The organism is Paenibacillus sp. OAE614 (genome assembly GCF_040546645.1).
Taxonomy (GTDB): Bacteria; Bacillota; Bacilli; order Paenibacillales; family Paenibacillaceae; genus Paenibacillus_AQ; species Paenibacillus_AQ favisporus.
In genome coordinates, this window is sequence record NZ_JBEPOD010000001.1 from 3,524,907 (window position 1) to 3,541,193 (window position 16,287).

Sequence of the window (16,287 nt, forward strand, 5' to 3'; positions counted from 1 at the left end):
CATCATCTCTTTAATGCTTTCATACAAGACCCGCGAAGGCAAGATCAAGGCTGCCGGGGGCAGCAATTTCCTGCCTGACCGTTTGATGGAACTTCGTACGCCTAAGTTGAACAATTGATTCGACCTTTAGTCGAGATTTTGTAGTGTCTGTTTACTTAAGTCGTCCAGCTTGGTCGCTTCCTCTTCGGTCAATTTTATGTCAGTGGAATGCAGGTTCTCAAAGAAATGCTTCTCGTTCTGTGTGCCCACGATGGCCGAGGTCAGGCCCTTCCGGCCTAGCAGCCAGCTAATTGCGATTTGCGAGAGAGTGGCACCTTTGGCTGCTGCGATTTCCCCTAAGAGACGGATGAGGTCCTCCGTCTTCCGCAGATTTTCTGATTGGAATAAAGGCCTCTCCTTGCGAAAATCGGTAACTTCTTTGCCTTTGTGGAAAATTCCGGTCAAAATCCCCTTAGCGAGGGAGTTGTAGCTCATGATGCTGATGTCGTTTTGCAAACAATAGTCAAGCAATTCATCTTCGATGCTGCGCTGGAGCATATGATACTCCGGCTGTATCGCGTCAACCCGTCCATATTGCATGGCTTCTTTCAGTTGAGCCAGAGAGAAATTGGAGACACCGATTGCACGAATTACGCCTTCTTCTTTCAACTTGCTCAGCTCTCCCATAGATTCCTCGATCGGGATGTCGTGACTGGGCGTATGGATGTAGTACAAGTCGATATAGTCCGTGTTCAGCCGGAACATGCTTTGCCACAGGGCCGTACGAATATCTTTGGGCAGTAGATGATGAGCGCTTACCTTCGTTGCGATTACGCATTGTTTTCTTACATTGGCCAAGGCTTTTCCTACAATAAACTCTGAACGTCCGGCACCATAGAGCTCAGCGGTATCGAATGAATTGACCCCGTGCTCAAAAGCTTGACGGAGAAGCCGGATGTTGTCCTCTTCGGGCCTCAGCTCCCAGCGCGTCAATCCGCCAGAGAAGGCGTTGCCCCCTCCCAGTTCCATTGCGCCGTAAGTAATGCGGGACACTTCCATGTCTGTTCTGCCGAGTTTTGCATATTTCATTAGACTTCTACTCCTTTCTCGAATCGATATGTACTGGAACAAAAAAACGATATGCTTTGAAACGAATGACTGCCTTCAATATTCCTCGGTAAATGGATGTGATTTTCGTTCTTTCTCATGAAGTCATGGGGTCTTCGAGTACAACTTACATTTTCATATTCGCGAATCGATTAAGCGATCCTGCCTGTTAGCTGAATTAAGATGATTTTATAAGGGCAAGTAGATAATCATATCAATTACGGCTAACAAAAAAAAAGCCGCAGTTACGCGGCTATGAAGAGAATATATTCTGTTCTTGTCTCTTTACATCATCCCCAGCTAAATCCTATCAGGGCGGATCGGTATAAATCCATCCATCATCGACCGGATAGTTCAACGAGCTTGGTGGCAATGTTGCTTACAAATTCGCTGTCATGCTCTACAAACAGAAGCGTCGGTGTGTATTCGAGCAGCAGCTCTTCAATTTGCATGCGGGAGATGACATCAACGAAATTAAGCGGCTCGTCCCAAATATACAAATGGGCTCTTTCGCTGAGACTTCTAGCGATCAACACTTTCTTCTTTTGCCCGCCGCTGTAGGTTGAGATGTCCTTTTCAAATTGCAGTCTTGAGAAGTCAAGCTTCCGCAAAATCGACTTAAACAGGCTTTCATCAATCCCGCAGCTTTTCGCATATTCGGACAAATCCCCCCGAAGATGGGACGTATCCTGGGCTACGTAAGATATTTTTAGCTGGGCGTCCTTATGGAACCCTCCGCTGTATGGGATATCCTCGCCGCAGACCAGCTTCAAAATGCTGGACTTGCCTGTGCCGTTTGCACCCGATAGCGCAATCCGCTCCCCTTGTTGAATCTCAAAGGTCACGTTTTCACATACCGTGTTCGACCCGTATGAAACCGTGATGTGATCCAACTCGGCGAGGCGCTCTTTGTAAAATGGAAGCGGAGAAATTTGGAGACTCTCCGTGTTCTCGATATTTTTGAGAAGCTTACTTTTCTCCTCGATGGCAGAGAGTTGCCGCTGCTGGATTGCTTTTGAGCGCTTCATCATTTTGGCTGCTTTATGACCGATATACCCCTTGTCCACTTTGGAGCCGGAATTTCTCGTGCCGTTTTTGGTACTTTCTACTTCATGCGACCATCCGCTCGTCCGCTTGGCAGAATCTGATAAGCGTTGCACGTCCCGTTTCAGCTTTTCGTTCTGAGCCAGCTCGAATTGGTCCTGCCTCTGCTTGTTCTCCCACCAGGTCGAGAAATTGCCCTTCTGGATTTCGATATTGGTTTTGTTGATGGACAAAATATGATCGACGCACCGATCCAGAAAAGTCCGGTCGTGGGAGACCAAAATAAACCCGCTCTTTCGGTTGAGGTAATCGGCGACCAGCTTTCTCGCATGTGAGTCGAGATGATTTGTCGGCTCGTCAATTAGTAAGAAATGGTTGTCCTTGATGAATAAGGCTGCCAGCAGTACCTTCGTCTGCTCTCCGTTCGACAACGTATTAAACGGGCGGTACAGCACATCCTCCGATACCTTCAACCAGTTCAGCTCTCGAACCAGTTTCCATTGAAGATAGTCTGGATAGACCTCGCTGATTACGTCTATAGTAAGGTATTCCTTATGTTGTACCTCGAACGGGAAATAATCGAATTCGACGTTCGCGGATATGGTCCCGCTGTATTCGAGCTGCCCCTGCATCAGACGGAGGAATGTCGTTTTCCCTCTTCCATTCCTGCCCGTAAACCCTAATTTCCAATCGGTATCGATCTGAAAATGGACGTTCTCAAAAATGTTGTCATAACTGCCCTCATAGGCAAACGTCAGGTTTGAAACATAAATCTGTGACATCAAATCGACCTCCAGTTAAGTGTAAGCGGAAAATAAACCGTTCCCGCCCGTTACCGGAAGCCAACAAAAAACGCCGAAAGAACACCAGTCCAACCAGTGCTTCTCGGCGCTTACACGAACCCGATCATACAATAAATAAACCGAGCGACATCCATTCAAAAGTCGCTTGGCAGATGTATAAATGGGGGATAAAGCTCCGGTAACTGATTGTTTATTCGGTGAACCATGCCAAAAAAACGCGGAAATGACAGGTTCACTTGAACATCTACAACCTCTAATTCCGACATCGCTTTATCCCTCCCCTCAAGGTCTCTTGAATATGAACACAACTTAGCATATCCGTTCACCGAGGTCAAGATTCCGTTCCTGTTGAGGTCAACTGTTTTATTAAAAATGTCTGTCGCGGTTAAGGATATACCATCAATTCAGGCTCAATGTTGCCATTAACGGTAGATGGTCTGAGGCTGCTGGGATCTTGTTAATGACTTCAACGGAAGCAATCTCTATATTCCGGCTGGTGAAAATGTAATCAAGCTGCATAACGGGACGTAACGATGGAAACGTATTGCTAGGCGTTTTTGCCGCCATATAACAATCCTGAACAATTCCCGCTATGGTGCTCCATGCCTTACCTCCCCGTTTCATATTCCAATCCCCCGCAATGACAACAGGTGAACGATCCTCCTTAATTTTGCTTGCAATAAATTCAATTTGTTTATTACGTCTGCGTGGATTCAAACTGAGATGGGTGACATACATTTTGATTGGCTTATCATTTATGAGTACATCAGCTTCCAATAAAGATCGGCCTTCGATCATACCAGATTTCATAGGATGATTTTTCTCCGATACAATGGGATGACGAGACAAAAGGACATTTCCATACTGTCTGATCATGTTACCCTTCTTTTTCTTGATGGTGATCGCTGCCCCAAAAGCTGCATTCATCTTTAATCGTCCAGCTAACCATGATACTTGATCCAAGTAATGGCTTCTTTTGGAAAAATACCTGTCGACTTCATTTAGAGCGATAAGGTCAGGCTCACTTTCTTCTATAGCTTCGGCAATTCTGTTCAGGTTTATTTTTCCATCCGTCCCTTTCCCATGATGAATATTGAAAGTGACAACCTTGATCTGCAATTGAATCCCCTGTCTTTCTGTTTTGAAATGAACGGTTTGAGTATTTTGAACATAGCAATGGCGAGAATCGTAGATGATTCCATTTTATTCTTAATAACATGTTCCGTAAATATCAGGGGAAACGTATCATGAACACCTAAAGCGAAAACAAAAAAAGCCTGCAACCATGCGGACTTTAATAAGAGGCATTGATTGTTTCAATATTCCCCTAACTAAATCATCAGGATCAATGGTAATTTCATTTCGCAGCTGCGTTACTTGAAATTTGCAATATCTGTAAGACTAGGATGCGTAGTATTCAAACGGTTTGGATAATCATTGAGAATGTTCACCGTCACCATGCCGAATAAAAATGAATTCCATTTTCCGCCCCTGACATCAGCCCCCCTATTAGATATTCTATCATTGTATAAACCAATCTTATCCGTTAACATCATTCACCTGATTTTGTAGTAACATTTATGCGCCAACCACGCCATTGATAATCTTTTTAATTTCGGCTAGGCATACGTATTCTTGTCTTTTTCGGCAAACGATATATGCTCTTGTCGTCTTACTATTACCTTAATAATTTCCGATAAAATAACGCAAAACGTCCCGGCACCGAAGCTCCTCCGGTACTGGGACGTCAGTATTAGATCATTGCTTTGCCTGCTACTTGCCCAAATTAGCGCTCCACATTTCAATGAGTGCGTTAACGCTCCGATTGAGCGTTGTTATTGCTTGATCAGAAACGTCTTCCTGCTTCTGCTCTTTATTCAGCTGCTTCAGCAAATTCTCCAGATGCTTGATCCCCTGCTTCCAGTCCGGCTTCTTCTTGCTTACCGCATCGGCGGCATGCTCAAGCTCCTTATCCAGCTGCTTCCGGATCTTCTCGTCTAATTGTCCGGTTGAGCCAAACTCCTCCAGCAGCTTGCCGATGGCAGGAGCGTTAATGGGAGCGGGGAGAACCGTGAAATTGTCATAGCTCGTTTCATTCATGTACGTCCGCATGCCGACCTTGCCGTGTGTAAATGGTCTGCCGCTGCGGTCTGTATAATCGATAACCGGCTTGCTCATATCATCGACAAATACTTGAATGCGGGCACCCTGCGCTACGACTTTTACATGTTTCCATTCGCCTGATTTCACCTCGAGCGGCTCCCCTGTCAAATAGGTCCAGCCGTAATTCAGCTTGCCGAGATGAACGCCCTGTTTGTTCAGGTACGCGACATATCCTTGCACGAAATCCGCGTTGTTCTGGTTCAGCTCCTTGCCGTGAGCCGGGTTGCTCGCCCGGAACAGAATGCCTCCGTCGCCTGTATCGCTAATCAGCTTGATATCAGACTCCACGCTGTAATCCGACCAATTGGCGTCTCCGATCAAGGTTTTCCCGAAGCTGCCGACCGCTGCTTGATATTCACCAGTATGAGCAGCTTTCGGTTCGATCGGATTCTGATGAATTCGTATTCCCTGGAAGTCAAATTCACCTACCACAGTTTCGACCTTCAAGGTATGTGTGCCCGCCGGGAGATAAATGCCTTGCTTCGTTGTTGTCGCCCAGTTCTCCCAGGTGACGGAATTCGGGATATTGACTTCACCGGTCAGATCGGTTGTATCGTCGAGCCACAGCCTGACTTTCGCCCCATCCATCGATGTAGCGGTCACGAAATCGACGTTATACACGCCGGCCTTGGCAACGTCTACGTTGTAGGCCAGCCATTCGCCGGTAGCGTTCCACCCCACATTGTAGCTGCCGCCCGCATTTCGGCGGATGTCGACCGCATCATTCCGGTATTCCGTGCCGATGTTATCGGGAGTCAGATCATGGTAGCCCGTACCTTCGCCGCCTGCCTTATAATCAGCAGCCTGGATAAATCCGGGCAGCACGTGCGGCTTATCGAACTGGGTGAGCGATAGTCTCGTCATGTCAAACTCGCCTTTGACAATTTCGACCTTCAGTTCATGATCACCGGCCGGCAGCTGGATACCGGATTTCGTCACCGACTTCCACTTATTCCAGTCGCCGGAAGCAGGAACGTTCAGTATACCAGTCAAATCGGTCGTGTCATCCAGCCACAGCCGGACTTGTGCATCCTTAAACGTCGTAGCTGCCCACAAGTCGAGATCGTACAATCCCTCTTCCGCGACGCGGATGTTGTACTTCAACCATTCGCCGGTTTGATTCCAGCCTACAATCTGATCGCCGGTTGCAGCGGATCGAATGTCGACGCTATCGCTGCGGTATTTGCCCCCAATGTTCTCAGGCGTCAAGTCATGATAGCCTACGCCTTCACCGCCGGGCTTGTAATGCTCAGCCTCGACGACGCCGGGCACAGGTATCGGCTGATCACTCCTTGTCAACGCTATGCTTGCAAAATCGAATTCTCCGCGGACCGTTTCCGCTTTTAACGTATGCTTGCCTGCCGGCAGAATAACACCGGATTTGCGCACCACATTCCAGATATTCCAGTCACCGGTCTTCGGAATGTCTACGATGCCGGTAAGATCCGTCGTGTCGTCCAGCCAGAGCCGGATCTGACCTCCATCCATCGTAGTAGCCACTTTGAATTCTGCGTTATAGGTTCCGGCTTCCGCTACGTCAATGTTAAACTTCAGCCATTCTCCCGTTTGGTTCCAGCCGACATTGTAACCGCCGCTGGCCGGATTGGAGCGAATGTCGACCGAATCTCCCCGGTACTCGCCGCCGATGTTTTGGAGTGTATTCTCATGATAACCTACACCCTCTCCACCAGAGATATAGTGGACCGTGCCAATCGTACCCGGGATCGGATGATAGGCGTCATAAGCGTGCTCCTCCTCGCCAATGTCGGACTTCACGCTCCAGAAGCCTTCATACCGCTGCCAGCCGTCGTCTTGTCCATCATCGAAGTTATCATAGAGAACCGGAACGTCCACGTGCCGGTGGAACGAAAGCTTGTCCAGCGAGGTCGTGCCCGAGGCGGCAGTGACCTTCAAAATATGCTCACCTGCCGGCAAATCTACCCCATTCAGCTGCGCGGTTTGCCATCCTGCATCAGCAGCGTTAGGGTCACCTGTCAACTCAAACTCACCCAGCGGCTGTCCACCATCCAAAGTGAGCTGTACTTTGCTTCCCAGAGCTGCATCTGCATAAGAGAGATCTATATCGTATTTGCCTGTCTCCGCGATGTTCAACCGGTATTTCAGCCATTCGCCTTTCTCGAAAGCGGTGACATGTGAGGTGCTGTCATCTGCTGTGGCCGTATCCACGCCATCTCCACGGTATTTGCCGATGGTACCCGGCGTCTCGTCGTGATATCCGACTCCTTCGCCGCCTGGCAGGTAATGAACGGCTTCAACTTGACCCGGAACCGGTTTCTCGGCATCAAAATCGCTGCTTCCGTTCACGTCGCTGCTGAAAGCAACATAACCGAAATTAGCCTTCGCGTTCTCCGTGACGTAACCGATACTGCCGCCGCCAAGCTTGGCGCTGCGCGTCTGCTTCAGCATGCCGTCGACGTAGATCTTGAACGCGTCCCCTGCTTTCTCAACCCGGATATTATGCAGTTTTGTATAATCATATCCTTCCGGAAGCGCGCTCTCCTCCCATCCCAGATCGGCGCCGTTCACCCGGAACTGCGTCTTCAGCGAATTGCTCGCCGGATCTAACAGCGCTGTACCGAAATTGTTATCCCCCTTGTAGGAGAAAACGGCCCCGAGCCGCTGGCCTTCGGCTTTACTTGACTCAGCCAGCTGCAGGTTAAATTCTGCCGTAAAGCTGCTTCCGGCCTCAGCAGTGGTCAACAGCCTGCTTGTACCGGCAGCTTGCTGATGCAGAAGTCCCGAATCCATGCTCCAGTTAACACCGTCTGCATTCGTCCAAGCCGTGCTGAGTTCCGTACCTTTGAACCGGTCCTCGAAATCCGGCATCTCCGGATCCGGCTGTTCGGTTGCCGTCGGTCCGAGCACGGACATTTTGTCACCGTTGAACACGATCCGGTCCATCCCCATATGGCGAAGAGGTCCGACAATGCCTTTTCCTTCGAGATTGTGGTAAATAATATAGCGGGCATCCAGGTTCGGGCCAACGACGACCGTATTATGGCCGAGACCGACGGTCGGACCTTCCGTGCTGATCAGAAGCGGGTTGTCCGTATCACGCACGAATCCCTTGAGCGGGTTTGTGCTGACCGCGTAGTCGACTCGATAGCCTTTGCTGAATACATGGTTGCCGGTGTACGTCATATAGTATTTGCCGTTGCGTTTGAACAGCGTAGAACCTTCCGTCCAACCGTTCATGCTTGCACCCGTATTGACGCTGTTACCGATCGTCATCGGCGTAGGCATCTCAGCTGCGAGAATTCCTTCTCCGTTCGCATGATAGAAATACCACTTGCCATCATCGTCAATGAAGACGTTGCCATCAATCGAATGTCCCAAATTGCCCGTTTGAACCGTGAACGGACCCGTCGGGCTTTCACTGCGCAGCACATAATGACCATTGCCGGCAGGAGAGGTATACATGTAAAAATATCCGTTCCAATAAACGACTTCAGGAGCGTAGGCTCCCTTCGTAACCGGATCGGTTGCGGCTAATCCTCCATAGCTCCAGTTGACAAGGTCAGGAGAGCTCCACACTTTGACCCCGACATCGGTATCTCTTGTGCTCACATACAAATAATATGTACCGTTAAACTTCAGCACGTAAGGGTCGCCAAGTCCATATTGCCCCCATTCGTCCGGCAGCGATGCCGGGTTCTTATAGGCGAATGCCGCCTGAGGGGCAAACAAGAGCAGCACACACATCACGACCGCAATACTCCGTTTTAATATCAAACTTATCACCTCACTGATTTTATTAAAACGCTTTCATAGTAAAATGATCGTATCGATCTTCACCTGCCCCCGATATTCCATCACCTCCATTCATCCAATATATTTGTAATACATCGTGAGTATATCGGCATTATCCAGGCCAAGTCAACGATTTATTTCAATTATCTTGTAATATTCAAAGAAATATCTGTTTTTTTAGCTTATCATACAATATTAATGTAATAAACGAGATCACTATAGGCAGTTAAACGGTAGGTGATTACACCCATGCAAATATCAAAAGGAGCTGTCCACGACAGCTCCTTCAAGATCGTTAGTCAATCAACCCAACCTCATCAACAAGATTCCTGTACGGCAGACATTCATGACTCATTGCCGCTGTCATCGTAAGCACGCCACCTTAACTATATCTACAGGGTTGGAACAGAGAGACTTGCGCCGACCTTTTCTTCCCTGCGCTTCACCGTAAATCTATTTAATAGAGTATAGGGTTGTATCGACCCATGTAATCTATCCATACCCCCATATTTATTGCTGTGGCCTTTCTCTATAATCCAATTTATAGCAAAAGAATACTTTCCTGGGAGAGGTTATGTATTGATAAAATCCGTAGTGTCCTCTTCATTGTTGGTCATTCGACAAACATTCTAAGTTTTACCCAAAATGATAACGCTTACTTTTTAAGCGGGAAAGGGGGTGATAAAAATGGTAAATGTAACTGAATTGTTAAAAAAAATCCGTCGTTTTGAAAAAACCTGTGGTCATTGAAAGGGTAATTTTGAGGCTTATTCACAGACTGTATGCAGCTCCGGCGTATGCGGATTTTATTGCAAAAGCGGAGGTGAAGATTTAGAAGTAAAAACAATAGTATCTATGTTCTAAGGAGGATTGAGATGTTCAAATTCAAAAAAGCCTTATGTCTAATGCTGACGTTCTCTTTGGTTGCACCCCTCAGCGCAATGGCCGCGGACGGGACAGGCAGTGTAAACATACCTAACCGGTACAATACACCCTACTCTGTCGATGATGATGAGATCTTTATCTTCGCAGCCAATTACAAACCGTTCGAATATGGCGCAGACGAGAGCAACCATACCGGCGGCGATATCGTATTCAACGAAATCATCGGCGACAAGCTTCGGGAAGCCTTCCCGGGACTTAAGATCAAGTACGGCACTTGGGACTATCCGGTCCGCTACGAGGATCTGAATGCGGCCGGAGTCGTCCCCGACATCATCATCGAGAACCCGTACAACCGGATCGATCGTGACCTCGAACCACTTGGCTGGGTTCAGGACATGACTCCTATGATCAAGGAGAGCGGGATCGACCTAGACTCGATCAACCAGGCCGCTGTGGAGATGGTAAAGTCACGGTCCGATGGCGGGATCTATGGAGTTCCGCTCTTTATCGACGACTATATGCTCTACTACAACAAGAAGATCTTCGAGAAGTTCGGCGAGAAGTATCCGACGCCGGGAATGACGTACGATGAGATCTTCAAACTGGCCAAGAAGCTGACCAGGCAGGACGGGCTCGACGCCTACAAGGGGTTTATGCAGCATCCAGATAACTACATGCAGTATAACCAGCTCGGGCTGTATCCGTTCCAGCCGACTGAAAGCGAGGAGCCCACACCTGAGGACGTGAAGGTGGACATTACGTCACCGGGGTGGAACCAGTTGGGAGAGAACATCGATCGCTTTCTCTGGCTTCCTCGTAACGGGTTCACCACGGTCACCGACTTCCTCAAGGGTGACATGAGCCGTCCCGGGCATGTCGCGATGGTGGTGGATTCGTTGCAGAAGCTGCCGGCATACGTTGGCGACGACCTCTTCATCAAGGATGGAGATGAAGCGAAATACCATGAGTGGTTGAAGAGTGTCGATGTTGGCGTCACGTCGGTGCCAGTACTCAAGAAAAATTCAGAGACGACGTACCAGCCCAACACGATGGCGGCGTTCATTCCACCGCAGGCGCGCCATAAGGAGGAGGCCCTCCAGATCGTGAAATGGCTGGTTTCTGAGGAGGGACAGGTAGAGCTGTCTCGCCATGCCATTAAGGGGGTCCTGGAAACGCCAGCAGTTGTGGACAGTTTTGGTAAAGACGTGCCAGAATTGGCGAACGTCGATACATCGGGTGTTTATTGGGGATCCAATGCTGTCGTACAGAACTACCAGAACACCGAGTACTGGGATATTCCGCTGTATTCTGTGTTCCGGCAGCATGTTTTGAAAGACGCAATGACGGTTAAGGCGGCGTTGACCGTCACCGAAACCGAGGATATTCCCGCCTATATCAAATCTCAGGTGAGCGCAGGTAAAGATTGGTAACTCTACCACAAACGCCTCCGCTTTTTCTCATAATAAACCGGCAGTTGGGATCCTTACTCCCGTCTGCCGGTTTTTTTATAGATTCCGGCTGTTATTCAGCCATTAAATGCTGCAGCTTTGACGCAGCTTTGCGGTCTCTTCCCTCGTCGCTGGATGCGGTGGAGGCCGCCTCGAGAAGGCCATGCTCTTCATATCCCCATTACCCAAGTGGCTTAATAACAATCCTGTCTTGTTAGCTTAACCTCAGATACATTTGGTGTAGGAAACCAGATCCAGCATTGAAGCATCCATTCGTTGCTGGATTTCGTCAGCCAATTGGAAACGGGTGTTTTGTTCGCTATCCTCAATCCGTTCGATTTGACTGTCGATCGCAAATACATTTTCCGCAAAAGACTTCGTTCCCATTGAAGCTAAAAGAGGTTTTAACGCATAGTCGATTGAAAGTAAGTTCGAAATGGTGCCTCCTACGAAAAAAGCAGCTACGATTTTATCTTTAAAGCCGTTTTGCGGTAATAAATCAACGTAAGCTTTTAGGACGCCTGTATAAGTCGTTTTATAAACCGGACTTGCAATAATGATGCCGGACGCTTCTTCCACTTTAGCGTGTGCACTTAATATCAGTCTGCTATTGAAATTGGCGCGCATCAAATCAGCGGGAGGCAAGGAAGAAACATCAATGATCGCCACTTCGCAGCCTTGTTGCTCCAATTTCAGCTTGGCATAGTTGATCATGCCGTTTACTCGGGATTTATGGTTGAGACTTCCGGAAATGATCGCTATTTTACTCATGAGTTTGCTTCAGCTCCAGTAGTTGTCCTTAGAGAAGATACGTAAGCTAATGTCATACCATGCTGTGGTGGTAAGCCCAACAGTACTCTTCCGTATAACTCAAGTCCCGTGGATGCAGTAGTCAGCGCATGATTGGAGCCGCCTCTAATGTCGCGGAAGATTTGGGACAAGCGATTGGAATCGGTAATAACACTCCCTCCGCTCTCAGCCATTAGCATGTCTACAGCTTCCCAGCATAACATCGCTGCATAGGTCATATCCGTTTGAAGCTGAGCAAGCTCCTTTAGACTGAATATTTCCGCATTTTGTACATGTTGCTCCATATGATCAATCGCCCGGCTAATATGAAGATGCGCGGATTCAACCTTCATGGCCGCGAGCCCTACTTTATACTGAATATGGCCTACTGCCGCTTGAGAGGTATGGACGGTCATCGTAATACCTTTATGAGGCGCTTTTTCAACAAAATATTCGACGGCACCCCTCGCAAGTCCAAGGATCGCGCTGATCCCTGTTGTAATGCTTGTTATGAGCTGAACATAAGGTCTATATCTGTCACGCCTTTTTAATTCGGCAGATAAAGAACTTATCTGTTCTGTGTCCTGGGTGACGACATATTGATCTGGAATAAAGACATTTTTTAATTCCAAACTGTTACTTGCAGATCCTTTTAAACTCATCGTATACCAATCATCTACAATGGTAACTTCACTCATTGGTACTACGGCCAACGTCATCCCCAAATTTCTGCTTTCCTGCATGGACTTCGCGTCATTCAAATTTAACAAAGCATGGGTTGCATGCTTAGAACCTGAACCGAATCCCCAAAAGCCCTCCTCTACCCAATAACCGCCGTCTACTTTTTTTACAACAGCTTTGCGTGCTGCTAAGACAGAACAAAAACGCACCTCTTCTTCCTGGCTGAAGAGCGAGTCTAATACTTGGGAAGGGAAAGATAATGAAGCGGTATAATTGTTCCCGTTGATGATTTGAACGACCCAGCCAACAGAACCGTTCCCCTTGGCTACCTCGGAAATAATTTCAACCATGGCACGAATACTAACTTCATGACCTCCGTACTCTTTGGGTGTGCCAAGTTTAAACAAACCTGCATCCGAAACTTTTTGAATCACCTCTTCGGGAATATGTCTTTCCTCATCTATAAGCCTTCCGAATTTTTTAAGATAGGGAACTAATTCTGTTGCGTTGTTTAGTAATTGCTGTTCAAGTGCAGTGAGTTGATGATCTGTGCTTAAGTTGGCCATATTTATCACTCCTACAAAATTAAATTAGACAGATGTATATTTAAACTTCTTTTGTAGATTAAATGATATGATGTATAATGTACCTCATCAACCGATAAAATCGCGAATATGTCGAAAAACGATACACGGAAAGGAATCTGTCATGGTTAATAAAACAACGGAGGACCTCAGAGTCCGAAGAACCCATAAACTTCTGTACAATGCTCTGTTTGACCTAATGGAAAAACACTCCTTCGAACAAATAACAGTGAAGCAAATTTGTGATTTAGCGATGGTGCACCGAACCACGTTCTATACGCATTTTCAGGATAAATTTGATTTACTTTCACATGCCGTGATGCAAATTGCTGAGGAGGAATTTCGGAACTTTGCCGAAGTATCCCTTTCTCCATCGGATAATTTCCGGGAATTGTTTTCTATAGCAGCGAAACATAAAACATTATTTTCACAGCTTCTATTTGAAGAAAGGGATTCCCTAAGGAATTTGTTGCGGAGGGATATGGGGAAAGGCATGAAGAAATACTTGGCCGAGCAGCACGCCATTGAAGTAAATTCCATCGAAATACAAATTAAAATAGAGGCCTATATCGGAGCCGTTTTAGGTGTCCTAAATTGGTGGATTGAGAACAACATGTCTATTGATGAAGAAGAAATATATACCAAAATGAATATCTTTTCAGGATGTAATTTCGCCGAATAATCTCGAATGGTTCAATTTTCGTTCGGTCAATCTGACTAAAAAAAAAAGGACCCATCCACATTGGATCGGTCCCTACTTCATTCCTTTTACGGCTTGGCATTTTCGTTAAGGATGTATTTATTTATCGGAAGCTTTTGAATTATATCGGAATAAACGTTGCATTCAATCAACATGAAACACACCAATTACGGATTCACCATCAACGTCATACAGCGGAATATCACGACCATCTGGTGATCTACTGTTCTGTATCGCAATGGCTTCCTCGGGTGATTGAGGTAGCTCACCGTCTAAGTCTTTCTTCAGCACATATCCTGCAGTGCCATCCACACCAATAGCCCTGATTAATTCAGGTTCCATACCAGGAGAAGCAGCATCTGCGCTAGAACCGTACGTCTGTCCGTGTTTATTTTTAGGAAAGTTCATATTCTTGGCGCCAACATGAAAAGTACCAATTACCGTTTTCCCATCAACATCATACAATGGAACATCGCCAGGTTCACCGAGGTAATCCTTTTTCAGCAAATACCCTTGAATACCATTCACACTTCCTGCATGAATTAAATCGGGGAGCATATCAGCGGAGTTGTCCTCTTGAGCAGAACCGTATGTTTGCCCACGTTCATTTTCAGAATAGTTCAGAGAATTTGTGTGGCTTTGATTTATTGTACTTCTAGCATCCGTGCGTTGGAATACCATGACACCACCCACTACAAAAACGATAAAACCAACAACAATCAATATTCTAATGCTTGTAAAATACATTCTCACATTTGTTCACTCCTAAACATTTCCTCGTTCTTCACTTTATAGCAGTTATATTTATTAAACGCATCCAAATAATAGAAGGTTACACTTATCTACCTTTTAGCTTATTGATCAAATTGATTCTTTCGTAACTTACAAACTCAAAAACCTCCACCCCTTATTGCAACAGGTGGAGGTCAATCACATTTTCTAGAATGGTCATTAATACTTTACATTAATTCATAATGTAATGATCCAGGAACGAATTTCGAAACTTCCCGGTTGGATCGTATCGAAGCAGCAACTGACGGAAATCCGCTAACCGCTCATACCGGGCTTGTAATCTTTCCGGCTCCATCGTAAACAACTTCGCCCAATGGGGGCGTACTCCAAATGGTTCCAGTTCATGTTCGATAAGAGGAAGTAACTCGCACACCCGCTCCCATTCCGGCTTCCATGTAAAATGCAAACCAACGCTGTCTTGATGGTAGCATGGGCTCATCCAGAATGTGTCCGAAGCAATTGTTCGTATCTCGGAAATGAAGAGCAGAGGCGCAATTCGATCACCCAATTTGCCTAGCGCATGTATCGCTTCAAGTGCATGCCGCCTTGGAATGAAATATTCACTTTGCAGTTCGTTGCCCGCGCTGGGGGTAAAATCCATGCGGAAATGAGGCAACCGTTCGTACCATGGTCCCGGAGCGCCTAACTGCTCGCTACAGTTTACGACAGATTGACCAGAAACCATATGCCGTTTGTCCGGAGCGGGTAAAGCCCCGAAGAAATGGGATGGCACCTCATCCTCCCCGTTTGCTCCCAGCTTTCGTTTTACCCACACTTGATTGAATATAGGCTCTGCCCAATTCGTAAACAAGCTGACACTGTAAGCGGCAGATAAAATATCTTCGATGTCACTATCCAGTGCAGAAAAAGGAAGACGTTCATATACGGTCTGACTTACTTGAAACGAAGGTACTAAGTCCAGTGTAAGCTTAGTGACGACTCCCAGTCCGCCAAGCCCGACGACCGCCCCATCAAACTCGGGATCAACCCCTCGCGTAAGCACCGTAACTTCTCCATCCGATTTCATTAGCTCAATAGCACGGACAGAAGACGCCAGGCATGCATTATGGATGCCCGAGCCGTGGGTAGCTGTCGCTACGGCGCCAGCCACGCTAATGTGCGGAAGCGACGCTAAATTGTGCAACGCGCAGCCATGATCATTTAAATAGCGGCAAAGATCACCATACCGAATGCCACCCTCGACAGTTACGATGTTCTGTTCACGGTCGAGATCGATGACCCGATCCATCTTTCGAAGCGAGAGATGGCTGCCACCGGTATCGGCAATCCCGTTAAAAGAGTGCCGCGACCCAAGCACGCGTATGCTTCTGCGGTTAACTACCAGATCCTTAACCTCTTCCAGATTTTTAGGCTCAAGCAGCTCCAATGAGCTGTAGCGATAGTTCCCGGCCCAGTTCAACTGATCTCCCATACGACTCTCCTATTTAAAATGCAAATTTTTGTCTGAATCAACTTGATTATTGAGGTATTCGGCATAGCGATCCACAATCCTGCCCAGTGGCTTAATTAACCTTAAAATG

At 47.1% G+C, this 16,287-nt stretch carries 10 protein-coding genes; 2 read left to right on the forward strand and 8 right to left on the reverse strand.

Going from position 1 to position 16,287, the window contains the following annotated elements:
• Nucleotides 1-126: 126 nt before the first annotated feature.
• The 4 genes from ABIE48_RS16175 to ABIE48_RS16190 all read right to left on the reverse strand — a co-directional run bounded on the left by ABIE48_RS16175 (nt 127) and on the right by ABIE48_RS16190 (nt 8,858).
• Entirely contained in the window at nt 127-1,068 is a 942-nt protein-coding gene (locus ABIE48_RS16175) for an aldo/keto reductase (RefSeq protein WP_192713922.1), read from the reverse strand.
• A gap of 356 nt (nt 1,069-1,424) precedes the next feature.
• Entirely contained in the window at nt 1,425-2,912 is a 1,488-nt protein-coding gene (locus tag ABIE48_RS16180) for an Lsa family ABC-F type ribosomal protection protein (RefSeq protein WP_192713921.1), read from the reverse strand.
• 420 nt (nt 2,913-3,332) lie between these two features.
• Entirely contained in the window at nt 3,333-4,052 is a 720-nt protein-coding gene (locus ABIE48_RS16185; protein WP_192713920.1) for an endonuclease/exonuclease/phosphatase family protein, read from the reverse strand.
• 654 nt (nt 4,053-4,706) lie between these two features.
• Complete coding sequence (locus ABIE48_RS16190; RefSeq protein WP_354519281.1) at nt 4,707-8,858, reverse strand: carbohydrate-binding protein; 4,152 nt, start codon at nt 8,856-8,858, stop codon at nt 4,707-4,709.
• 884 nt (nt 8,859-9,742) lie between these two features.
• On the opposite strand from ABIE48_RS16190, the gene ABIE48_RS16195 reads away from it, so the two are divergent.
• Entirely contained in the window at nt 9,743-11,182 is a 1,440-nt protein-coding gene (locus tag ABIE48_RS16195; protein WP_192713919.1) for an ABC transporter substrate-binding protein, read from the forward strand.
• Between the two features lie 243 nt (nt 11,183-11,425).
• Here the strand turns inward: ABIE48_RS16195 and ssuE are convergent, their stop codons facing one another.
• Complete coding sequence (gene ssuE, locus ABIE48_RS16200; RefSeq protein ID WP_192713918.1) at nt 11,426-11,971, reverse strand: NADPH-dependent FMN reductase; 546 nt, start codon at nt 11,969-11,971, stop codon at nt 11,426-11,428.
• The gene (locus tag ABIE48_RS16205; protein ID WP_192713917.1) at nt 11,968-13,236 is read right to left on the reverse strand and encodes an acyl-CoA dehydrogenase family protein; all 1,269 of its coding nucleotides are present in this window, start codon (nt 13,234-13,236) and stop codon (nt 11,968-11,970) included. The genes ssuE and ABIE48_RS16205 overlap by 4 nt, the downstream gene beginning before the upstream one ends.
• 142 nt (nt 13,237-13,378) lie before the next feature.
• On the opposite strand from ABIE48_RS16205, the gene ABIE48_RS16210 reads away from it, so the two are divergent.
• Nucleotides 13,379-13,936 carry a TetR/AcrR family transcriptional regulator gene (locus ABIE48_RS16210; protein ID WP_192713916.1) on the forward strand — a complete coding sequence of 186 codons (558 nt, stop codon included), beginning with the start codon at nt 13,379-13,381 and terminating at the stop codon, nt 13,934-13,936.
• Nucleotides 13,937-14,098: 162 nt separating this feature from the next.
• Here ABIE48_RS16210 and ABIE48_RS16215 read toward each other — a convergent pair whose 3' ends face one another.
• Together ABIE48_RS16215 and ABIE48_RS16220 are read right to left on the reverse strand one after the other, a co-directional pair.
• Entirely contained in the window at nt 14,099-14,707 is a 609-nt protein-coding gene (locus tag ABIE48_RS16215; RefSeq protein ID WP_192713915.1) for a hypothetical protein, read from the reverse strand.
• 211 nt (nt 14,708-14,918) lie between these two features.
• Entirely contained in the window at nt 14,919-16,178 is a 1,260-nt protein-coding gene (locus tag ABIE48_RS16220; RefSeq protein WP_192713914.1) for an FAD-binding protein, read from the reverse strand.
• Between the last annotated feature and the right edge of the window lie 109 nt (nt 16,179-16,287).